Consider the following 23,718-nt stretch of genomic DNA (forward strand, 5'->3'; position numbering starts at 1 on the left):
GAGTGTTTAAGCTTGCAGAAAAATATCATATCGAGCAATGGCACCAATGGCATGGAAAATATATGTTGAGCTACAAAGATACCAGAAGTTAATCATCTAATATGGCGTTTCACACTATTAAACAGAGAAAATGCACACTAGTTATCTATCTGTGTGCATCTGTGGTCGTATTTTTAAATTACAACGGACGGTAGACGCGATAATTGATACTAGGAAATATGTTATCCATAAACTCAACTTTTTCTAACCAACCGCTATCGATTTTGCCGATATTTATATCTTCGTAGAGTTTGTTAAATCGCATCAGATGCGATCGCGTCCTTCTCACAGCATAGGGAACCATTGTCCCTGTCCGCATAATAAATGCCCAGTCGGAAGATTGTGCTAAAAGCAACTCTCTTGCTGCTTGGTTAAGTGCTTTCCATTCCAGTTCATCTGCTGCTTCTCTTTTAGATAACTCAATCATACGTTCAGCAGCTTTATGTAAGTGTGGGTATATCCACGCATTTGTTTCATTCAGCCAATACTCGTGGAAACCTTTAAACCCCCAGCTTGATTGAGATGGACGGCAAACTTGCTGATTCGGATGAGCGCGCAAATAATCAGCTAAGTGAGTCATTTGATATGTTTGTTGGTCATACCATGACTTGCGGAACAAATAATCAATGAACCAGGGCCCTTCATACCACCAATGTCCAAATAATTCCGCGTCATAGGGGGAAACCACAATTGGCGGACGCTGCATTATACCATAGAGATGCCCTACTTGCTGCTCACGGTTATACATAAAATTAGCAGCATGTTCGGCAGATTTTTCCCTTGCCCAATAGGGATCGTAGAGGGCTTTATCTGCTAAACCAAGACCTCTACCAGTGATTTTATGATATTTGATGCCCGTGTTTTTTCGCTGACCATTGGGCATAATGTAGGGCTTGATATATTCGTATTCAGCTTCCCAACCCAAGTCTTTGTAAAACTCTCGGTATTCCGGCGCACCAGGATAACCTACCTCAGAAGACCATACCTGTTGGGAGGATTCATGATCACGTCCAAAAGCAGCCACACCAGTTTCTGTAAAAATAGGGGCATAGGTGCCAAAGCGGGGACGAGGACGGGCGTAGAGGATACCATGTCCATCAATCAGAAAATAGCGCAACCCAACATCTGCCAGCATTCGCTCTAAGCCTTCATAGTAGGCACATTCAGGTAGCCAAATTCCTCTGGGCGGACATCCAAAATTTTCCTCATAGTGTTCACAGGCTACCTGTAACTGCGCCCACACAGCTTGTGGATACATTTTCATCAGTGGTAGATAACCGTGGGTAGCACCACATGTGATGATTTCAAGATTATTTGTATCTTGAAACTGCTTAAAAGCTGTTACTAAGTCACCTTTATATTGCTCCCAGATTTTTCGTGTAGAGCTAAATTCACTGGCGTAATGTTCGGCTAAATATTTAATATGACCGTTGTGAGCATTATACTCAATTTCTCGTTCTACAAGTTCTTCCAACTTTGCTAAGTGTTCGTCGTAGCGTTCTTGTAGCAACGGATCACGCAGCATCGACACCAAAGGTGGTGTCATACTCATAGTGATTTTAAAGTCTATGCCGTCTTGCTTTAAACCTTCAAAAACTCGCAGTAAGGGAATATAAGTTTCTGTAATAGCTTCATAAAGCCATTCTTCTTCCAGTACATAGTCACTTTCTGGATGCCGGACAAAGGGCAGATGTGCATGAAGTACTAGCGCAACGTAGCCGATAGCCATAATGATTTCGGGGTGGTATTAATATATCGAAGGTTGGGGATTTGGCAGAAGTTAACAATATTTTAAGACTTTCTGGGGATCGTAACAGGCTTTAACCAATTCTTTTATGATGCTTGAACTCTACACTCGAAAAAAGCAAAGGGAACCTCACCTTCCCCAATCCCCAATCCCCAATCCCCAATCCCCGCTCCCTATTCTTCACTCTCTCGATACAACTCTTGCAACTCTTGTAATTGTGTCCGCCGAGATTTCTGACGATATTTTTTGCTTTCTAATTTCGGTTCATACTTTTGCTTACCTTTACCTTTTGTTTTGACCTTAATAGTAGATTCTGGATCAGCTTGCTGATTGAGTTGAGATTGACGTGCGATCGCTTCTTCTAAAAACTCTAAATAATGCTGATAACGTTCCCAATTCCCTCGGACTGCACAATCAGGTTCATCTCGATGTAGACAGTCATTAAATCGACACCTCGCAACTGCTAATTTCTGTCTCGCTTCTGGGAAATAAACAGCTAATTCTTCTGGTGAACAATCCAAATCAGGCTGATTAAAACCGGGCGTATCTGCTAACAAACCACCACTAGGTAAATCAAACAATTCTACGTGGCGGGTAGTGTGACGACCACGAGCAAGTTTCCCAGAAATTTCCCCTACTCGCAGATTGATGCTAGGAATCAAAGCATTGATTAAACTAGACTTTCCAACACCAGAAGGACCAGCAACAACGGTAATTTTATCTTTGAGCTGGATTGATAATTTGTCAATATTTATACTTTTATATACGCTGATGAAACTTGGCTGATAACCCCAGTTGATCAGGTGTTCATTAATTTGATCTTGCTGTTGAGTTGTAATTAAGTCACTTTTATTTAGACATAAAACGACATCTAAATCTGTAGACTCAGCTTTTACTAAAAAGCGACTGAGTTGATATGGTTCTAGAGGGGGATCGGCGACAGCAAAAACTAAAAGAATTTGATTGACATTCGCGATCGCTGGACGATCCAATTGATTTTTTCTGGGTAAAACATCAGCGATCGCGCCTCGTTGACCAGCCCAATCTGGTTCTTCTACTAGGACGCGATCGCCTACCATTACCTGCTGCCCAATTTTTTTTAAGCGCGTTCTACGAGTACAAAGGAGGAGTGGGGGATGGAGGGATGCACAAGACAAAGAAGAAGGGACAGATAAGGAAGAAAATAGCTTTTTGTCTTCCTTGTCCTCTTTATCTTTTTCCTCACTTGCTAGATCTAGCTGTACTCGATAAAAATTAGCTTGCACGGCTAATACCGTACCCAACAACGTGAAGGAATTTTGTAATACTTCCGTCATGAGGTACTAATGGGACGGCGTACTAATAAAGAAAAATAGCCCGCACAATCTGTAATTTGTTCTACCTGATAACCTGCCATTATCAAACTATCAGGAACTTGCTCAATTGGCTCACCCGGATCTAGCCAAACTTCTAATAAATATCCGGGTTGCATTTGTTCTAAACGAAGTTTTGTGCGTACAAAATTAATCGGGCAAGGGGTGCCGCGCAAGTCCAGTTGAGCATCAGGAGTTGAAACAGAAAATAGACTCATCTTTGATGAAAGAAATTGCCCAGAAAACCTTCTATACCACTTTTACCAGTGCGGTCTCCTCTAATTTTAGCTAGCTTTTCTAACAATTCTCGTTCCTCTGGAGTTATCTTGTTCGGAATATCAATCAATACTGTGAGCATGTGGTCGCCCCGACTCACTGGGTTCCCCAAACGTGGCACACCACGATTTTCTAATTTCATTACCGTATTTGGTTGAGTGCCAGGTGGAATAATTAGTTCCACAGGCCCATCTACCGTATTTACTTCAAAACGAGAACCTAAAATCGCTTGGAGATAGCTAATTTTTATTTCCGAAAGAACATTAATGCCTTCTCGCTGGAATTCTTGGTCTTCATTGACGAACAAGTAGACGTACAAGTCTCCGGGTGGACCTCCACGTTGACCTGCGTCTCCTTCTTGAGATATCCGTAAGCGTGTACCGTTATCTACCCCAGCAGGAATAGTAATTTTGAGTTTTTTGGTAACTTGATTTGCACCCTTACCGTCACAAGCATCGCATTTGTCTTCTATAACCGAACCTGTGCCATTACAAGTGGGACAAGTCGATACTTGAGTAAAACTACCAAATGGCGTCCTTGTGACACGGCGTACTTGACCCGAACCGCTACAAGTAGAACAAGTACGAGGGCGAGTTCCGGGTTTAGCACCAGAGCCGTTACAAGCTTCACAAGTCTCTAAATGCGAAATGCGAATTTCCTTTTCACCACCAAATACTGCTTCTCGAAAGTCTAACTTCAGGTCTAGCCGTAAGTCATCACCCCTAACTGGACCACTGCGTCGTCTTTGGGTTTGAGTACCCATACCACCAGCAAAGCCACTGAAGATGCTTTCAAAGATATCGGCAAAACCGCCCATATCAACATCTTGGTAGCCTACACCAGCACCAGCAGAAACTCCAGCTTCACCAAAGCGGTCATAACGAGCACGAGTTTCGGGTTCTGAGAGAATCTCATAGGCACGGTTAATTTCCTTAAAGCGTTCTTCGGCTCCCGGTTCCTTGTTCACATCTGGGTGATACTTCCGGGCTAGACGGCGATAGGCATGTTTGATTTCTTCTTTATCGGTGTCACGAGAGACACCCAGAATTTCGTAGTAGTCGCGGGCCATATAGCAAAGGTGAAAGTTAAAAGGTAGAAAGCAGCTATGCAGGTATAACTTCGTAGACGCACAAGACTTAAGGCGTCAACTCTATTGAGTTGCAACTTCCTCTAAAAATCATGAGACGAATATCGCCTCAAGAAGTTTGGGCAAACAGAAGGCAGAAGGCAACAGTTAAATTTTCTTAATAATATAATTTTACCTTTTACCTTTTATATAAATCACCAGCAAGTTGCCAGCAACAGGTACTTTTTTCGTGAAGCAGCGCCAATTGCGGAGCCACTGCGCCCTTAGAGGTTTCTTAGCCAGTGCATTGGGCGGCGTACCGCTCTTGTTGCACCGGGGGTTCCGTTGTCGCGATGCCGTGAAAAACGACAAAAGCTTTAGCCTGAAGCTGTCTCTTTTACAATTGTGCTACGTATGAGAGCAAAACTCTGCCCATCAATTAGAGGGGCTAGCCGCACTTATAGGTGTGGAAAACCCCCCATGAGTCTGATGACAAAGCAAATCATTTCTATAATCTAGCAAAAAAGGATAGTGGTTAGTTTTGTTGTTTGTTCCAAACAACCAGCAACAACTAACTACTAACACTAAACACTACTCTATGGCTTCATAATCAGCATGTAGAGTATTTTCATCTTCAAAATTAAAGTTCAATTGCGGTGTCAGCGTGCTATGCAATGGTTCAGATTGTTCAGGACTAGAAGAACTATCTGTATATGAAATGACATCATCTGTTTGACCATCGTTAACACGGTTGTAGACTTCAGCTCCAATGCTAAATAGAGTTTGCTGAAAATCTTCTAAGCGCTGTTTGAATTCTGCAACAGAAATGCTTGATTCATAAATCGCTGCTTGGAGATGGGCAAGTTTTTCATCTGCCAAACTTTTCATCTGTTTGCTGATTAAGTTGCCATTATCTTTGAGTGTTGATTCGTAACTATACAACAAATTGTCTGCTTGGTTTTTCAATGCTGCTATTTCTATACGTTTTTTGTCTTCTTCAGCAAACACTTCAGCCTCTTGTCGCATCCGTTCAACTTCGTTGCTGCTTAAGCCACCTGTGTTGGTAATCCGAATACTCTGCTCTCTACCTGTACCTTTGTCTTGGGCAGAGACTTTCATGATACCGTTGACGTCGATTTCAAAACTAACTTCGATTTGCGGTACACCACGGGGTGCTGGAGGAATTCCTGTGAGTAGAAATTTACCCAAGCCTTTGTTATCTTTTGCCATCGCCCGTTCACCTTGAAGGACGTGTATTTCTACAGAGGTTTGTCCATCAACAGCTGTGGAAAAAATTTGGGATTTACTGGTAGGAATTGTGGTGTTACGTTCAATGATTTTTGTGAATACTTCTCCTAAAGTTTCAATTCCTAGTGATAGAGGTGTAACATCCAATAAAAGCAGATTATCAACTTCGCCACCCAAAACCCCAGCTTGGATAGCGGCTCCGAGTGCTACTGCTTCGTCTGGGTTAATAGAGCGATCTGGTGTTTTGCCGTTAAAAAATTTAATTAAGGCATTTTGGACAGCAGGAATACGAGTAGAACCCCCTACCAAAATAATTCGATCAATATCTTGTGGTTTGAGGTCTGCATCTTTGAGTGCTTGCACCATCGGTTTGATGATGTCTTCTATAAAATGACCTGTCAATTCTTCAAATTTAGCACGGGCGAGTTCCATTTCTAAATGCTTCGGGCCTGTTTCATCCGCAGTGATAAACGGCAAGTTAATTGAAGTACTCATCATGCTTGAGAGTTCAATTTTTGCCTTTTCTGCTGCTTCCCGCAAGCGTTGCAAGGCCATTTTATCTTGGGAAAGATCGATTTTTTCTTGTTGTAAAAATGTATTTATCATCCAACGGACGATACAGTTATCAAAATCGTCTCCACCCAAGTGATTATTACCACTCGTTGCTTTAACTTCAAACACACCATCCCCTAATTGCAAGATGGATACATCGAAAGTACCACCTCCCAAATCAAAAACTAAAATTAATTGTTCTTGGTCTTGCTTATCTAAACCAAAAGCTAAAGCGGCTGCGGTTGGCTCGTTGATGATCCGCAGTACTTCAAGTCCAGCGATCGTACCAGAATCTTTTGTTGCTTGTCTTTGAGCATCTGTAAAATAAGCAGGTACGGTAATTACTGCTTTTGTTACTGGTTCACCCAAAAAGTTTTCCGCATCCTGTTTAAGTTTTTGTAGGATCATGGCGGAAATTTCTTGTGGTGTGTAGTTACGTCCACGAATTTGAACATCAACAGTATCATCTCGACCTTTGACACAGTTGTAAGGTACGCGATCGCGTTCTGCATCTGTGTCATCCCAGCGACGACCAATGAACCGTTTTATACTGTAGATTGTATTTTCCGCATTTGTTACAGCTTGGCGCTTTGCCAGTGAACCGACCAAGCGTTCACCCCCTTTGCCAAAGCCCACAATACTAGGAGTAGTTCGTCCGCCTTCTAAATTAGCAATAACAATTGGTTGACCACCTTCTAAAACTGCGATGCAACTGTTGGTAGTGCCTAAGTCGATCCCAATAACTTTTCCCATATATATAGCAGTATTTTTACTGGGTATTTATTTATCGAAGTATAAGCAACAGCTTTTGGAGGACAGTTATTTCAGTGGTATTTGTCCATTGATAACTGTCTCTCCGTAAGCATTTCCACTGAGGAAGGCGACAAAACTTCGGGCGTTATATTTCGCGGACTACCTTTTATGCGTTTTTATACGCAATGAGCGCCTAGTTAGTCATTGGTTATTAGTCTATTGACAAATGACAAACAACAATTTAACTATGTTACAGGAGGAGACTGATTTTCCTCTGAAGATGGCGTATCTTCTTTAGGAGCAGCCACCTTAACCATTGCATGGCGTAGCACGCGATCGCCCAAGTAATATCCGCGTACTAACTCTTCTAACACTGTTCCTTCAGGATATTCATCCGTAGGTTCGCGCATTACTGCTTCGTGTAGGTTGGGGTCAAATGGTTGTCCTTCAGGACGCATGGGTGATACACCTAAGCGCTTCAGGCTATCTACTAGTAATTTGTAAACTCCTTGATAACTTTTGTGAATTCCCATTTCCCCATCGTCTTGGGGTTTGATTTGCGATCGCGCCCGCTCGAAATTATCGACTACTGGTAGCAATTCATTAATTGCATTCCGCTTTGCTTGCACTTCTAGATCCTCTTTTTCTTTGATTGTGCGTTTGCGGTAATTCTCAAAATCTGCCGCAATTCGCATATACTGGCTGCTACGTTCTTCTAACTGAGCTTTGAGAGATTCGATTTGTTGATTCATCTGTGGTGATGCAGCCGTATCAACTGTTGTTGTCTGACTAGCAGCAACCCCATTTTCTTGGCTGGGTGTAACTGTGTTTTCGGGTAGGTTAGTTTCGGTTGTCACTTCGTCTGTCACCTCGGTGCCAGGTTCGTTGTCATTCATTGGAACTGAGGAGTCACTATTCATTGTTTGCTTGACCTCTGTTGGTTCACCCACTTGCTGATTTGTGTTGTTTTTATATTCGTCCATCATTATGTACTTATCCCAGATGCTTGATACGACAATTTATCGCCATCTTTGCAGTCATACATTAAACTTCTTGTAGAAATTGAGAAAAAATTAAGGACTAAAGTAAAGGTTAAAAAATGAGAAAACCTCTGCCTTTGAGTCTTTAACCTTGCTATACAAGAGCGCAAGAAGTAGTCTCTTGCTAGAGATTGCAACAGTAGGCGCATTTTGTTGCCGATATCTCCTGGAATTGATATCACCGTCATCTATTTTGACAAATGCTGGACATATTATGTGCAGATACTGATGCTAGTAGTCTGTCAATTTTCAATTTATATTAAATGGTATGTAAATTCTTGTTCACAGCTTGGGAATACTCTATTGAGAGATTCCTGCTATTTATAGCTGATTTATGACTAACTCGTCACCACAACGGCGTAGTACAGCTCTGTCTACCAGAGTCGAATTTTCGCCCTTCGGCAACAAACTTGTACAATCTGGCTTTGTCAACAGCGAACAGATGAGACAAGGGCTGATTGAAAGCCGTAAGTCTGGTATTCCTTTAACAGAAGTACTCGAATCAATATCGGGACGGCAATTATCACCAGAATTACTTAGGCAGTATAAAAAACAACAGCTATTTGAACTTAAAATACTTTACGGCGTAGAATCCCTCGATCCGGAAATTAGTTCAGTAGGCAACACAACAGTAGCCCATCTGATTGATAGTCTCATTTCAATTGATATTTGTCGTCGTCACCGCTTGGTACCACTGTCGAAAAACGAGGAGCAAAACCCACCCTCTGTTTTAGTGGCGATGGTCGATCCAGATAATCTAGAAGCTTCGGATGACTTAAATCGGGTTTTGCGTCCCCAAGGGTTGACCTTGCAGCGCATGGTAATTACCCAAGAAGACTACCAATTGTTGATCAATGTATACCTGGATGATTTAGCTGTTCGGCAAAAGCACTTAGAACAAGAAAAATATACAGATATTAATCAAGATTTAGAAAATCTAGACAACCTCAACCTAGACGACGCTCCAGAGGAATCCGAGGCTGATTTGGGAGCAGCGATGAAAGGTGCTGAGGATGCTCCTGTAATCAATCTGGTTAACAGAATTTTGGCAAAAGCATTACATGAGAAAGTATCTGATATTCACATAGAACCTCAAGAAGAAAACCTCCGGATTCGCTTTCGTAAAGACGGGGTGTTACGGGAAGCTTTCGACCCTTTGCCCAAAAAAATTATTCCTGCTGTGACTGCACGGTTTAAGATTATCGCCAGTTTAGATATTGCAGAACGACGCTTACCCCAAGATGGACGGATTAGGCGATTGTTCGAGGGACGTAAAGTGGACTTCCGTGTTAATACCTTACCCAGTCGCTACGGGGAAAAAGTTGTACTGCGAATTTTAGATAACTCTGCAACTCAACTAGGTTTGGATAAGTTAATTACTGATCCAGAGACATTACATATTGTCCAGGAAATGGTGAGCCGTCCTTTTGGGTTAATTTTAGTAACTGGGCCAACAGGTTCTGGTAAAACAACTTCGCTATATTCGGCACTAGCAGAAAGAAATGAGCCGGGAATCAATATCAGTACTGTAGAAGATCCAATTGAGTATAGCTTGGCGGGAATTACTCAAGTACAAGTGATTAGAGAAAAAGGATTAGATTTTGCGACTGCATTACGAGCATTTTTGCGGCAAGATCCAGATGTGCTGCTGGTGGGTGAAACAAGGGATAAGGAAACAGCAAAAACAGCGATTGAAGCAGCATTAACTGGTCACTTGGTATTGACTACTTTACATACTAATGACGCCCCTGGTGCGATCGCTCGTTTAGGAGAAATGGGTATTGAGCCTTTTATGATTTCCAGTTCGCTGATCGGTGTTTTAGCACAGCGTTTGGTACGGCGTGTTTGTTCTGAGTGTCGCATTCCTTACACACCCACAGTAGAAGAACTTGCACGCTATGGTTTGTCAGCTTCCCAGGAAGTAGGAATAACCTTTTATAAAGCTAATACTCTGACCCTAGACCAAATTCAAGAAGCCAAAACCCAAGGTCATTTATGTCCAAGCTGTAATGGCGTGGGCTACAAAGGACGTTGTGGCGTTTATGAGGTGATGCGAATCAGCGAAAATTTGCAAACCCTCGTTAACGAAGAAGCACCAACAGAACGCATCAAAGAAGTTGCAGTAGAAGAGGGTATGAAAACTCTACTGTCGTACAGCTTGGATTTAGTACGTCAAGGTTCAACCACTCTAGAAGAAGTAGAACGAGTCACCTTTACTGACACAGGACTAGAAGCAGAATTGAAAGCCAAACGCAAAACTAGTCTTACCTGTAGGACTTGTAATGCTGGATTGCAGCCTGAATGGTTGGATTGTCCATATTGTCTTACACCTCGTTTTCAGGATTAGTCAATAGTCATTTGTTACTGGTCATTTGAATAACAACCAACAACCAACTAATAACAAAGGGAAAAAACTATGGAAATGATGATTGAAGATTTAATGGAGCAAATGATTGAAATGGGTGGTTCGGATCTGCATTTATCTGCTGGTTTGCCACCATATTTTCGTATCAGTGGTAAACTGACGCCCATCGGAGAAGAGCCACTATCTGGCGATCAATGCCAAAGATTAATTTTTAGTATGCTCAATAACTCCCAACGAAAAACATTAGAACAGAACTGGGAGTTAGATTGTTCTTATGGCGTAAAGGGGTTAGCACGTTTCCGCGTCAATGTCTATAAAGAACGCGGTTCTTATGCAGCTTGTTTGCGAGCATTAAGTTCTAAAATACCTAACTTTGATAAATTAGGTTTGCCCGATGTAGTAAGAGAAATGTCGGAAAAACCTAGAGGATTAATTTTAGTTACAGGTCCCACTGGTTCTGGAAAAACAACTACTCTAGCGGCAATGGTTGATTTAATTAACCGCACACGAGCAGAACATATTTTGACAGTTGAAGATCCGATAGAGTTTGTTTACGAACCAATCAAAAGTCTTGTTCATCAAAGACAATTGGGTGAGGATACAAAAAGTTTTGCCAATGCTTTAAAAGCTGCTTTGCGGGAAGATCCAGATATTATTCTTGTGGGAGAAATGCGGGATTTAGAAACTATTTCTTTAGCAATCTCTGCTGCTGAAACTGGGCATTTAGTATTTGGTACTTTACACACAAGTTCAGCAGCACAGACTGTTGACAGAATTATTGACGTTTTCCCTCATGAAAAACAAACCCAAGTTAGGGTACAGTTATCTAACTCTCTAGTAGCAGTATTTAGCCAAACTTTAGTTTCTAAAAAAAATCCCAAACCTGGTGAATTTGGTCGGGTGATGGCACAGGAAATAATGATAGTTACTCCGGCTATTTCTAACTTAATTCGCGAAGGCAAAACAGCACAAATTTACTCCGCTATTCAAACGGGTGGCAAATTGGGTATGCAAACTCTGGAGAAAGTTTTAGCTGATTTGTATAAATCAGGAATTATCTCTTTTGAAGCAGCAATGTCTAAAACTTCTAAGTCAGATGAAGTGCAACGTCTAATTGGTCCTGCTGCATCACCTGCTGCTGGAAAAGTAGGTACTGCTGGAACTGTAAAAGCACATTAAAAATTTTGTTGTTTAAGTATTTCTCAAAAATCAACAAATAACAAGCAACAATTTATTATTAATTTCATGCGGATAGAGGAATTTTATGCCTGCATTCGTTGCTCGTGTTCGGGATTCGCAAGGGAAATCAAAAACAGAAAAATTATTTGCGAAAAATTTGGTAGAAGCACGTACAAGACTTAGACAGCAAGGATTTGTTGTCCAAGAATTAAAAAAATCTGAAGGTTTGGGAAATTTTGATCTGAAAAAATTTCAGACTTCATTAGTCAAGGTTTCAGTTAAGGATAAAGCTGTTTTTTCTCGTCAATTTGCGGCTTTGGTGAATGCAGGAGTAGCTATTGTTAGAAGTTTGGGAGTACTGTCTGAGCAATGTAGTAATCCTAAACTTAAACAATCTCTTGTGGATATTAGTAATGATGTCCAAAATGGGATAAATCTTTCGGATGCAATGCGTAAGCATCCTGATTGTTTCGATGGTTTATATGTCAGCATGATTCAGGCTGGTGAAGTTGGCGGTGTGCTAGACGAAGTACTAAATCGATTAGCCAAATTATTAGAAGATGTAGCTCGTTTACAAAACCAAATTAAATCAGCGCTTGCTTATCCTGTTGCGGTTAGTATTATTGCGGTTTCTATTTTTGTGGGGATGACAGTATTTCTAATTCCAATTTTTGCCAAAATTTTCCAAGAGTTAGGAACAGAATTACCTCCCTTGACTCAATTTATGATGTTTTGTAGCGAAACTTTGCGGAGTTGGCGAATTTTGGTTGTTATTGTTTCTTTGATAGGATCAGGAATTGCTTATAAACAGTACTATAAAACCCGTATTGGGAAGGAAACAATTGATCGTCTTTCCTTAAAAATGCCGTTGTTTGGTGACTTAATTCAAAAGTCATCTGTTGCTCGTTTTAGTCGTACTTTTGGTGCTTTGACTCGTTCAGGTGTACCAATTCTGACTTCTTTAGAAATTGTGCGAGATACTTCTGGTAATCAAGTTGTTTCAAATGCTATTGATGGAGCAAGGGCAGAAATTCAACAAGGAGGAATGATTAGCATCGCCTTACAAAAAGAGCAAGTTTTTCCGCCTATGGCGATTCAAATGATTAGCATTGGTGAAGAAACTGGTGAATTAGATGGCATGTTAATGAAAATAGCTGATTTTTACGAAGATGAAGTAGAGCAAGCAGTCAAAGCACTTACCAGTGTTTTGGAACCTATTATGATTGTCGTTTTAGGAGGAATGGTTGGTACTATTTTGATGTCGATGTATTTGCCTTTATTTAAGGTGTTTGAAAAGCTGGGTTAGTCGAAAAATTAAGGATAAAGGATGAAAGATAAAATTATTTTTTTCATCCTTAATTAAAAAAAATAATAATTTATAATTCATAATTTTAATCATGTTTATCAAAGAATCATATTATGAAAACAGTTCAGCTGAGTACAGTAATTATATTGGTGCGATCGCTTTACTCAAGCAATATCGTCCATACTTAGAAATGATTCCTAGTCTACGTCGTGCAGACGAAAGTATTATCACCGATGTGGATTAATAAAAATTTTAGATTTTTTTATTTAAATTTAAAGCTATATTCAATACTTTTACGGGAACAATAAAACCATCGGAAACAAAGCATTAATATTACATATCGATGGATAAAATTGAACATCTTTTCCAAGCATCTGTTGAACAGTTGGTAAGAGAGATTGTTGCAGTTAATCATGCTTGGAAAGCTGCACGAAAATTATTTGGTGATGATTCTCCTCTCTCTACTTCAACACGAGATTTAAAAACGTGCTTGCAGGTACGGTTACTAAGAGAACATGCTCCTGATCAAGTTTATCTAGTTAAGGATTCAGTTGAATCTAATCAAGTAGGTGAGGAAATTTACAGCTTGCAACTACGGGAAAAGATAGGCGATCGCTTGTATGCAGAACACCTCCCTGTGAGAGTAGCGAAAGAATTTCTCACAGAGCAAGAATTACATAAATTTACTAAACAATCAATAAATATAAATTAAAAGGAGAGCTATATGGATATGCTCAAAATTTGGGACATTATTTGGGATAATACTCCTTTTCACTACGCAACAGCCATATTATTAATATTGGCAATTTGTGTTGAGTTATATAGCATGTTTTGTTATTGCTTGAAGTTTCGTACAACTCAAACTGCTATTAATCTTTTGACTAAATGGTTCAAGGGTCAAAATTTAAATCATCGAAGTGTTGAAGTTCGTAGTTGGTTGAATGAACATTTAGGAACTGATGAACAGCATAGAATTCAACGCATAAATCATAAATATCTACTGATTAAATATCCAGCTATTTTATCTCGTTCTGTACCGCGTAGTTCTCTTCGTTTTGTCACAACTCTTTGTACTGCTATTGGTGTTTTGGGAACTTTTTATGGTATTCAACAAGGATTGCAAAATGTCAATTTAGATACCAGAAATATTGAGCAATTAATGCCTGCTATTAAACAATTAATTGCAGGTATGAAAACAGCTTTTTCAACATCATTAATGGGACTCGGCTCTGGTAGTGTTTTTACCTTAGTTTTATTCACCACTGATTCTATCAAACAAAATCAACGTGACGGTCTACGTGAAAAATTAGATGAGATAGCTACTCAAGAAATAGCAGCAGTTCAAGAAGCAAATAGTCTTCAACAGATTGTTAATAATTTAAATCGTGTTGCTAAAAATTTATCTTGGCTACAACCACCAAATGCAGAATTGATTGGAGAATTGATTGGAGAAGCAATTGGTCAGCAAATACGAACAATTCTTTTACCGGGACTGAAAGCTATACATCAAGAGCAGCATCAGACAAGAGAATTACAGGAAAATCAAGGACAGAGAGTTTTAGAGAACCTAATTCAAGATTTACGAATTCAGATATTAGAACCGATAGCAGATAGACTTGATAGAAGTGCTGAATTAACAGAGCAAGCATCTGAAGCAGTCCTGACTCTTCACCGAGATTTGGGAACATCTATCACAACAATTCAGCATTTTCAGCAACAAACATTGACGCAACTCCAAGGATTTGCTAACGACTTAAGTCACACTCTCAGCCAATTTCAAACAGATACAAAAGGTGTTTTAGAACAAACAGCAGTAGAAATAAATCGTGCGGTTAATCAAAGTATTGAAGGAATGACTGCACAAAGAACCGCATTTCAAGAAAGTGCTGAAAATGCAGCCGCAACGTTTAGAGGGATTAGAGAAGAATTGGAACAAGCTTTGCAACAACGAGCAAAGATCGAAAAAGAAATGTTACAAGAAACTCGTACTGGAATGATTAATATTCTTTCTCAAGCTCATACGTCTTTTAAAGAAGAATTACAAACTACTGGAAATGAAGCATCTTCTCTGATGAATAGAGCCAAAGATAACTTACTTAATACTTTGGGAAATATTGATCATAAACTTATGGCTTGTCATCATACGATTGAGGAAGCTTTAACAGCATTTCGTGAAGAATATCACGCAAATTTGCATAATTTTTTTGAACAGCAAAATAATCTTCTAGAGGAAACACTAGGAGAACACAGAGATGGTTTATCAGGAGTGGTAAACCACCTCAATAATATTTTTCAAGAAGAATATCAGCGTAGAAGAGAATTATCTGAGCAAGTTCAAAAAGATATGATTTTAGTCAGTCGTACCAGTAGAGAAGTGGGCGAACTGGTAAATGCTATGGGACTAAATTCAAGTGATAGGCTAATACAATTACAAGAAATTGCTCGTGATCTTGGGACTCAACTTAGAGATATACAACGTGAGTATCGGGCATTATCTCACACTTTTGAAAGTTCATTAAACGCTTGGAAAAATCATTTTGAACAGACACAAACTCATTTTTTCAATGAAGCAGATACTGCAATAACTCAAGTTTGTCAAAACTTATATAATTCTGCTGATGTTCTCGTCAAAGCTACCGATAACCGTAATCACTTCAACGGAAACCATTAAAATGCAAAATTTTACATGGGATTACGAACCAGAAAATACCGAAAATGATGATGCAAGTATATATCTTTCTATCGGTGATTTAATGTCTGGATTACTAATGTTCTTTGTACTGCTTTTTATCACTGCGTTAGCTCAAATTGATGAGCCTAAACGAGTAGTGATTGGTAATGTGATTGGAGAAATGAAAAACAATAATATTAACGTTCAGGTTAATCCTGAAACTGGAGATATTAGTATTGAGGAATCAATTCTCTTTGCTCAAGGGAGTACAGAACTTAAACCAAAAGGAAAAGATTTCCTTCGTAGATTTATTCCTGTGTATAGTCGAGTTATTTTCTCCAAACCAGAAATAGAAAACGAAATTTCTCGTGTTGTGATCGAAGGTCACACTAGTTCTGAAGGAGATGATAAAACGAATATGGAATTGAGTGTCCTGAGAGCTTCATCTGTATATAAGTTCATATTTTATGATTTGATTTTTTCGACTAAAGCATCTTTAAGTCAGAAAATTTTAGCCGCAGGAAGAGGAGAAATTGAAGCCGATAAAACTCGTGATAACCCTGCTGATCGTAAAGTACTATTCCGTTTACAATTTCGTAGTGATGAGCTAGCCAAAAAATCATTATAATGGTCAAAATCGAAATCATCTAGCATCTTCAATAAATTAAATAAATCTGAAGGTTTGTAGTGAGGGCTTTAGCCCTCTAAATTTAAGCACTGAAGTGCTTACTACAAACTTATCTCACAAATTGGGGCATAATTTCGGCGGCGGTGAATATTCCGTGGATACCGCGTTGGTGTAGGTTTATTCCTGCTTTGAGATAGCCGAAAGCTGGACCACACACGTTTGCAGCCATGCTGGTTTCATCTCCTAATGTGAAGGTATGGGTGGAAATCTTACCTTCAAAAGTCCGCCCTGTGATTTTGACGTTGGTGCTGAGGGGCTTTTTGGGATTTCTGGTATCGACAACACCGCCAACAGTGACGCGATCGCGCGCACAAATTCCTGCTAACTCTAACATCACATCGTCGGCGTGTTCCATATTTTCTAATGTCAACACACCATTAGTTTTATCTAAAAGTGCTTCTACTTCTGCATCTGTCATCGCCCTAGCTGTTTCTACATTGTAACCAGGCATATGGGCAATATCTTCGCGGATAGTGGCACGGTAAGCTTCCCAATTAGCAATCCCCACCCCAAAAGTAATTTCGACTCGATGAATTTCTGCATAACTTTGAGCTGCGATCGCTGCTGCTGCTGTTAATAGTCCCGGTGTCGCGCCGCATCCTGTCATGTAGGTAATACCTGCGGTTTGTAGTTCCTCTTTTAAGGTTAATAACTGTTCTACTGCACTGGTGCGTTTAATCGCATCTACTAATACCCCACGCCAACCAGAATCAATAAATTGCTTGGTGACAGTGGCGATAAAGTCATTAGGTAAGTTTGGTAAAGCCAAAAAATAACCATCTACAGGCTGATTACTTTCGATTAAATCTTGAATACTTTGATTGGTTAATGTACCAAATGGTTCTAAATAACCAAGCGAACCTTGAGATTGATATGTAGTGATGCACTTTTCGGCATTTAAACCCTCGGTAGCATAAGCATAACCTTTGTTATCTGCTGCTGCTACTAATATCATTTCTTGTTTCTGGGCTAGGACTTTCGCCGCAGCTTGTCCCAATCCGCCAAAACCCAGTACTCCGATACGTATCGCTTGAGCAAAATTGGTAGAACCTATTATTTGTTCTGTATGCATGGTTAATTAGCTCAGTTAAATAATTAGCTTTCGCATTTAGCTTTAGTTCTAAGTCTTATGACTGTAGCTTTTGGCTAGTCGCGAGAAATTTTATCTTGATTTATTATGCTGGGTTGTTGGCTTGGCAGATCGATTTTTTATTTTTAGATACAGATTTTCTCCACAAAGAACTCCAAAGCAAAGCATCGTAGTACCTAGTGCGGAATCAGTGGTTTTCGGTGCAGGAATTTTTTCAGTACAAATTTAAGTGCGTTCGCGTAGCGTCTCCTTTGGAGAATCGCTTCTCATCTTGCAAAATTCATCATAATGATAGAGTTTTTCAATAAAAATCATTGTTTTTTAACAGATATTACTGTCTAACCTAACCATAGTTATGGTTTCGCCGTTTTTAACAAATTTCTTGAGAGTTAAATTTTGAGCTTGACTTCTCGATTAGGTTAAGAGAAACTTACATGTAATAGATGTGTTAACTAATAAGATTAATAACTTTTGTAAATTTTCTGAGATATATATTTTGAGAGATGGAACATTAGTTAACAAATAGCTAATTTTGTGGCTAAGGAAAAATGCTGTTCCCTAGAGCTACATTTTTAGCCATTTGCTAGAGCAGTACAAGCCAAGCGTACTATTTGTGGTTAGACCAAAAGCATGGAGACATTAGAATTCATCATTTATCCAGATGGTCGGGTACAGGAGAAAGTCACAGGTATTGTAGGTAATTCCTGCGCCGAAGTGACTGCGGCTATAGAAGCACAGCTGGGACAAGTGCTTAGTCATGAGCCAACATCAGAATTCTTTGCCGCCAAGGTGCAGCAATCTGGAGTGGTGAACACACAAACCACTCATAGCGGTTGGTAAATTTACACAAACACAAACATTTAGTTTAGTCGATTCATAACCACCATGTCACACTTTAGCCAAATTAAAACCCAAATCCGTAACCTTGAGTCTTTGCAAGATGCTCTCTCTGACTTGGGTTTAGACTGGAAGCAAGGGCCGCGTCAAGTGCGTGGCTATCGTGGTCAAACTCACAGTGCTGAGATTACTATCGAGCAAGAAAATGGCTACGATGTTGGTTTCAAATGGAATGGCAAAGAATACGAACTGGTAGCTGATTTGCAATATTGGCAACAAAACTTATCTGTGGAAGGATTCTTGCGCCAGGTAACGCAGCGCTATGCTTATCAAACAGTCATGAAAGAGACAGTAAAGGCAGGCTTTCAAGTTGCTGAACAACAAAAAAATGAAGATGGTTCAATTCGTCTGGTAGTGCAACGCTGGAGTGCGTAATGTCTGATTTTTTGCCGTCGCTGGAAGAACAGGAAGATAACCGATCTGGACTCGAACCAGAATTAGGCGGCTTTTTGCGGGACGCCCCAGAACGCTCTGGTTTAGAGCCGGAGTTAGGGGGTATGCTACGTCAAAAGGGTGTGTATGTTGATGAAATCACTTGTATTGGCTGTAAGCACTGCGCTTTTGTTGCCCGTAACACTTTCTATATAGAACCAGATTATGGGCGATCGCGTGTCATGCGTCAAGATGGTGATTCCGAGGAAATAATTCAAGAGGCAATAGATACTTGTCCAGTTGATTGTATCCATTGGATTGATTACACCGAAATAAAACGTTTGGAAGAAGAACGTAAGTATCAAGTCATACCTGTTGTCGGCTACCCTGTAGAAGGTGCAGTTGCAACTTCTGAGCGACGACGCAAAAAGCAAAAATCAAAACCAAAAAAATCCCGTTATTAAATACAACTGGTTCCGAAATAATCATAAAGAAGACGGCTGGAAATCCAGCCTTTTTATTTTTTCAAGCAAATTATTCACATTTTTAGTTTTTTTATTTTGTGCTTCATGATTTTTTGATAAAAATTTTATGTAAAAACGTGAATTGTTTGTGAACTTGCTTGATTTCTAGTGTTGTTTTAGATTTGATTGCTTTAACATCTTTAATTAATGCTTCACTAAAGAATATAAAATGTGAAGCAGTGGGTATGTGCAGACGCTAGCACAACTCTGAAATAAAAAGTCAGAGGACGCTCTTATGTTTAAGCTAGGTTCAACAAATTCAATCTTCCTGGCTCACATCCAGCAAGTATTGCTAGGGGGTAGTCTTTTCATCGAATATGATCTAGTGCTTCAGAGTGTCTATGCTGTGAGGATTCCTGGTGGTTTAACTCCACCCTGAGTAGATTGATTTAAATGCTTCTGTCTGTAGTTGTAAAAAGTGATAAGGATTCTATTCTCTTAATCTTGCTGGAGAGAGATTCTACACGACAACATAGAAGTTTATTCTATGTTTACCTTTCAGTACTGCAAATGTACTAGGTTGACCATGAATTTTTCGCCAATAGTTTAGTTAATCTGGATGAATAGGTGTGTTAACACTTTATCCATATATATATTACTGAATAATAAAATCAAGAGTTTGCCAAATATTAAGGGTAAAGCCTTACTTTGTATAATTCTTTGAAACATTTATTCAGTAAGAGTGACTGGAGTAACATTCAAAGTCGCTTTGGATAAGTGTCACTTAATTTATTTGCAAAAACGAAGGTTTAGACTATAGTTGAGTTTTTGTCACAAGGGTAAAGTAACAACACTTTGTACCCAGAAAATTATCGCGACATAACAGATTTTATCTCTGCAATTAGGATATTAAACGTAGTTGGTAATTGCTTAATTCTGTTACCGCTCTTCAGAGTAACACAACACAACACAAAAGACTAAACTTGATATGACTTCAATGCCAAATATTCCCTCAGTTGCTATATGTATTCCCACTTATAATCAAGCCCAATACTTGATTGAGTCCGTAACTAGTGCTTGTCGCCAAACTTATCCAAACGTGGAAGTATGGGTTTCAGACGATCACAGTACTGACAAAACACCTCAAGTGATGGAAAAGTTGTGTCAGCAGTTTCCGCAAGTGCATTACTATCAGCAACCTAAAAACATGGGTATTGCTGGTAATAATTCTTGGTTAATGAGTCAGCCAAAAACTGACTTTATCGTACGTCTAGACTCAGATGATGCTTTAATGCCAAATTACGTGGAGAAATTAGTTTCTCTGCTACAAAAATATCCAGAAGCTGGTTATGCTCATACTGCTATCCAGGAAATGGATGAGTATGGAAAAAATCATTCCATAGGACGAGTTGTCAGAAAAAAAGAGTTTCAAAATTCAGATGACGCGCTAATGGCAGCAGTTACTGGCTATAGAGTAGCAGCGAATATTATCATGTTTAGAACCAAGGCACTCCAAGAACTAAGATATTACGAAAATGGGCCTGAATATGTTGAAGATTATGATTTATCTGTCAGAATCGCCGATGCTGGCTATGGAAATGTTTATGCAGATGAAATATTAGCAAAATATCGAGTTTGGACTGATGTGAATAAAACACGTTCCAAACGGAAACATTTGCAGCTAAAAGGATATATTCGGATTTTTGAAGAGAGTTTTTTCCCTGCTTTTCAACGGCGAGGCTGGAACACAAAAGTGTTAGATAAACAGAGACGCAAGATAGCAATCATACACTCAGCCTATTGTTTTCTTCCTATTTTTAATCAAAAAGAAAGAGCAGAACTTGTTACCTTGTTAAAACAGTTGGGTGATTCGCCTGTTTTGCAACTGCGAATTTTTGCATTGTCTTTAGGTTTCGCTCCTTTCTTTGAATGGCAACATCACACAGAACTGAAATTAAAAGGTTTTGTTAAAGACTGGTTAAGCAAACTGAAAAACATGACAGCAATCAAAGCAGCAGGATAAGTTTTTTGGTGTAACTAAAAACAACCTTGATTGATGCAGGCTATGGTAAGAATACGCCACTTGTGAAACAGTAAGAGTTAAAAAATCTGACTGAGAGCAGATTGCAATTTGGTGAAGAACATGTATGAGAGCAAACGACCGTTCGCCCTTACACATGTTCTTCATTTATGTATTAGTTATGCAACTAAAAGATATTGGACATTATTAACTAACTTCTTTATTGTTGTGATTAAGGCAACACGCGTAATCAAACTGTAATCTTTCAATTCACACAGGTAATAAAAAGCTCTCGCCATAAGCATTTAGCTTCTCGGTGAGTGATTCACTATTTTTGATACCATCTAAAAAATGCGACGGCTTAAAACAGGTTCAAGTATGAGCAAAGGTACACTTTTTGACAAAGTTTGGGACTTACACACTGTTGGTACACTTCCTTCAGGACAGACACAACTATTAATAGGACTACACCTGATTCATGAAGTTACAAGTCCCCAAGCCTTTGCTATGTTGAGGGAGCGGGGTTTAAAGGTATTATTTCCAGAACGAACGATCGCTACAGTAGATCATATTGTACCGACAACCAATCAGGCACGTCCTTTTGCTGATACGTTAGCAGAAGAAATGATGCAGGCGCTAGAGCAAAACTGTCAAGAAAATGGCATTACCTTCCATAATATTGGTTCCGGTAATCAGGGTATTGTACATGTAATTGCACCAGAACAGGGACTTACCCAGCCAGGAATGACGATCGCCTGTGGAGATAGCCACACTTCAACTCATGGTGCATTTGGTGCGATCGCTTTTGGTATTGGTACTAGCCAAGTCCGCGACGTTCTCGCCTCCCAAACCCTGGCTTTATCTAAACTCAAAGTCCGCAAAATCGAAGTTAACGGCACTCTCAAACCAGGTGTTTACGCCAAAGATGTTATCCTTCATGTCATTCGTACCCTTGGTGTAAAAGGTGGCGTGGGATATGCCTATGAATACGCAGGTACTACCTTTGAGCAAATGAACATGGAAGAACGGATGACCGTTTGTAATATGTCCATTGAAGGTGGAGCGCGTTGCGGTTACATTAATCCAGATCAAGTCACTTACGAATATCTCAAGGGTAGAGACTTTGCTCCCAAGAGCGCAGACTGGGAAAAAGCAGTTGCTTGGTGGGAATCAATCAAGAGTGATATTGATGCTGAGTATGATGACATTGTAGTATTTGACGCCGCCGAAATTCCTCCTACAGTGACTTGGGGTATTACACCCGGTCAAGGTATTGGCGTTAACCAGTTTGTACCCTCCGCCGAACAATTAGCAGAAGAAGATCGCCAAATTGCCCAAGAAGCTTACATATACATGGATCTAGCTCCTGGTCAACCCATCCAAGGTATAAAAGTTGATGTCTGCTTTATTGGTAGCTGTACCAACGGCAGAATTAGCGATTTGCGAGAAGCAGCTAAAGTTGCCAAAGGGCGTCAAGTTGCCGAAGGAGTCAAAGCTTTTGTTGTCCCTGGTTCCGAACGAGTCAAACAACAAGCAGAAGCAGAAGGGTTAGATAAAATCTTTCAAGCAGCAGGTTTTGAATGGCGCGAACCGGGATGTTCAATGTGTTTAGCCATGAACCCCGACAAACTCCAAGGACAGCAACTCAGCGCTTCTTCTTCTAACCGCAACTTCAAAGGTCGCCAGGGTTCTTCCTCTGGTCGTACCTTGTTGATGAGTCCAGCAATGGTGGTAGCGGCGGCGGTAAAAGGCGAAGTTTTCGATGTGCGCGAGTTGTTGTAAGGGGATCGGGCATCAATCAGTTAACAGTGATCAGTTATCAAATTAAACTGATCACTGATTCATCCCCAATCCCTAATCCCTGATCCCCAATCCCTTTTCCCTTAATCGAGAATTTTATGGTAAGTGAAGTAAAAGCTGTTTCTGGACGTGGTATTTCTTTGGTAGGTGATGACATTGATACTGACCGCATCATTCCTGCCCGTTTTTTGCGCTGTGTTACTTTTGATGGTTTGGGCGAATATGTATTTGCTGATGATCGCGCCGCACTCAAAGGAGAACATGCTTTTGACCAACCGCACTATCAAGGCGCAAAGGTTTTAGTAGTTAATCGTAACTTTGGTTGTGGTTCCTCACGGGAACATGCACCCCAAGCGATCGCAAAATGGGGTATTCAAATATTAGTAGGTGAAAGCTTTGCCGAAATCTTTTTTGGCAACTGTGTAGCGATGGGCATTCCCTGCGTTACTGCTGATTCTAGCACTGTGAAACAATTGCAAGAAATTATCGCTGCCAATCCCCAAGCAGCTGTGACAGTAAATTTAGAAACCATGCAGGTGCAATGTGGTGATTTTTCTGCCCCCATCTCAATTGGAGAAGGTGCGAAAAATATGTTTGTTTCCGGTACTTGGGATGCTTGCGGTCAATTAGTAGCCCACGCAGATCAAATTCGGGCGACGGCGGCGAAATTACCGTACTTGAGTTGGATTGACAATTGAAGAAAATGGGCGTTGCTGAAATTTCTATTCTGCAACGCCAAATTTTGCATACTCAATTACAAAGATTGTATAAATTTTTGATTTTTAACTTCTCG

General features: G+C 40.0%; 20 protein-coding genes. 13 read left to right on the forward strand and 7 right to left on the reverse strand.

Translation table 11 applies throughout. The features are described 5' to 3' along the window. Positions 1–178: 178 nt before the first annotated feature. The 6 genes from AC5JMK_RS09680 to grpE all read right to left on the reverse strand — a co-directional run bounded on the left by AC5JMK_RS09680 (position 179) and on the right by grpE (position 8,016). A complete protein-coding gene (locus AC5JMK_RS09680) occupies positions 179–1,768 on the reverse strand; it encodes a glycoside hydrolase family 57 protein (protein WP_096674493.1) in 1,590 nt (529 codons plus the stop codon). Positions 1,769–1,959: 191 nt separating this feature from the next. Then, positions 1,960–3,102, reverse strand: a complete 1,143-nt coding sequence (gene rsgA, locus AC5JMK_RS09685; protein WP_096674491.1) for a small ribosomal subunit biogenesis GTPase RsgA — start codon at positions 3,100–3,102, stop codon at positions 1,960–1,962. Then, complete coding sequence (locus tag AC5JMK_RS09690; RefSeq protein WP_096674489.1) at positions 3,099–3,356, reverse strand: sulfurtransferase TusA family protein; 258 nt, start codon at positions 3,354–3,356, stop codon at positions 3,099–3,101. The genes rsgA and AC5JMK_RS09690 overlap by 4 nt, the downstream gene beginning before the upstream one ends. Then, the gene (gene dnaJ, locus AC5JMK_RS09695) at positions 3,353–4,483 is read right to left on the reverse strand and encodes a molecular chaperone DnaJ (protein ID WP_096674487.1); all 1,131 of its coding nucleotides are present in this window, start codon (positions 4,481–4,483) and stop codon (positions 3,353–3,355) included. Before dnaJ ends, AC5JMK_RS09690 begins: the two co-directional genes overlap by 4 nt. A gap of 588 nt (positions 4,484–5,071) precedes the next feature. Beyond that, positions 5,072–7,033 carry a molecular chaperone DnaK gene (dnaK, locus tag AC5JMK_RS09700; protein WP_096674485.1) on the reverse strand — a complete coding sequence of 654 codons (1,962 nt, stop codon included), beginning with the start codon at positions 7,031–7,033 and terminating at the stop codon, positions 5,072–5,074. A 245-nt stretch (positions 7,034–7,278) separates the two neighbouring features. Then, complete coding sequence (gene grpE / locus AC5JMK_RS09705) at positions 7,279–8,016, reverse strand: nucleotide exchange factor GrpE (RefSeq protein ID WP_096674483.1); 738 nt, start codon at positions 8,014–8,016, stop codon at positions 7,279–7,281. Positions 8,017–8,407: 391 nt separating this feature from the next. Here grpE and AC5JMK_RS09710 point away from each other — a divergent pair, with 391 nt between their 5' ends. The 7 genes from AC5JMK_RS09710 (at position 8,408) to AC5JMK_RS09740 (ending at position 16,222) form a co-directional block, all read left to right on the forward strand. Further along, positions 8,408–10,420, forward strand: a complete 2,013-nt coding sequence (locus AC5JMK_RS09710) for a GspE/PulE family protein (RefSeq protein ID WP_096674481.1) — start codon at positions 8,408–8,410, stop codon at positions 10,418–10,420. Positions 10,421–10,489: 69 nt separating this feature from the next. Further along, positions 10,490–11,617 (forward strand): type IV pilus twitching motility protein PilT, encoded by a 1,128-nt coding sequence (locus AC5JMK_RS09715; RefSeq protein ID WP_096674479.1) that lies wholly within the window; start codon positions 10,490–10,492, stop codon positions 11,615–11,617. A gap of 85 nt (positions 11,618–11,702) precedes the next feature. Continuing rightward, positions 11,703–12,923: a type II secretion system F family protein gene (locus AC5JMK_RS09720; RefSeq protein WP_096674477.1), complete on the forward strand. Its 1,221-nt coding sequence runs from the start codon at positions 11,703–11,705 to the stop codon at positions 12,921–12,923. A gap of 91 nt (positions 12,924–13,014) precedes the next feature. Continuing rightward, positions 13,015–13,167 carry a hypothetical protein gene (locus tag AC5JMK_RS09725; protein ID WP_495909985.1) on the forward strand — a complete coding sequence of 51 codons (153 nt, stop codon included), beginning with the start codon at positions 13,015–13,017 and terminating at the stop codon, positions 13,165–13,167. Between the two features lie 99 nt (positions 13,168–13,266). After that, positions 13,267–13,635, forward strand: a complete 369-nt coding sequence (locus AC5JMK_RS09730) for a hypothetical protein (RefSeq protein ID WP_096674475.1) — start codon at positions 13,267–13,269, stop codon at positions 13,633–13,635. A 12-nt stretch (positions 13,636–13,647) separates the two neighbouring features. Further along, positions 13,648–15,594, forward strand: a complete 1,947-nt coding sequence (locus AC5JMK_RS09735) for a hypothetical protein (RefSeq protein ID WP_495909962.1) — start codon at positions 13,648–13,650, stop codon at positions 15,592–15,594. A gap of 1 nt (position 15,595) precedes the next feature. After that, on the forward strand, positions 15,596–16,222 hold the full coding sequence (locus tag AC5JMK_RS09740) for an OmpA/MotB family protein (protein ID WP_096674473.1): 627 nt from the start codon (positions 15,596–15,598) through the stop codon (positions 16,220–16,222). 109 nt (positions 16,223–16,331) lie between these two features. Here the strand turns inward: AC5JMK_RS09740 and bioU are convergent, their stop codons facing one another. Then, positions 16,332–17,354 (reverse strand): (S)-8-amino-7-oxononanoate synthase BioU, encoded by a 1,023-nt coding sequence (gene bioU, locus AC5JMK_RS09745; RefSeq protein WP_096674471.1) that lies wholly within the window; start codon positions 17,352–17,354, stop codon positions 16,332–16,334. 648 nt (positions 17,355–18,002) lie between these two features. Between bioU and AC5JMK_RS09750 the strand changes: the two genes are divergently transcribed. The 6 genes from AC5JMK_RS09750 (at position 18,003) to leuD (ending at position 23,623) form a co-directional block, all read left to right on the forward strand. Beyond that, entirely contained in the window at positions 18,003–18,212 is a 210-nt protein-coding gene (locus AC5JMK_RS09750; protein ID WP_016859569.1) for a DUF2997 domain-containing protein, read from the forward strand. Between the two features lie 45 nt (positions 18,213–18,257). Further along, a complete protein-coding gene (locus tag AC5JMK_RS09755; RefSeq protein ID WP_096674469.1) occupies positions 18,258–18,644 on the forward strand; it encodes a DUF1257 domain-containing protein in 387 nt (128 codons plus the stop codon). Further along, complete coding sequence (locus AC5JMK_RS09760) at positions 18,644–19,105, forward strand: ferredoxin (protein WP_096674467.1); 462 nt, start codon at positions 18,644–18,646, stop codon at positions 19,103–19,105. Before AC5JMK_RS09755 ends, AC5JMK_RS09760 begins: the two co-directional genes overlap by 1 nt. Positions 19,106–20,093: 988 nt before the next feature. After that, the gene (locus tag AC5JMK_RS09765) at positions 20,094–21,128 is read left to right on the forward strand and encodes a glycosyltransferase family 2 protein (RefSeq protein ID WP_096674465.1); all 1,035 of its coding nucleotides are present in this window, start codon (positions 20,094–20,096) and stop codon (positions 21,126–21,128) included. Positions 21,129–21,503: 375 nt separating this feature from the next. Further along, a complete protein-coding gene (gene leuC, locus AC5JMK_RS09770; RefSeq protein ID WP_096674463.1) occupies positions 21,504–22,907 on the forward strand; it encodes a 3-isopropylmalate dehydratase large subunit in 1,404 nt (467 codons plus the stop codon). Between the two features lie 116 nt (positions 22,908–23,023). Next, entirely contained in the window at positions 23,024–23,623 is a 600-nt protein-coding gene (gene leuD, locus AC5JMK_RS09775) for a 3-isopropylmalate dehydratase small subunit (protein ID WP_495909963.1), read from the forward strand. The last annotated feature ends 95 nt before the right edge of the window (positions 23,624–23,718 follow it).

This window comes from Pelatocladus sp. (assembly GCF_059505505.1).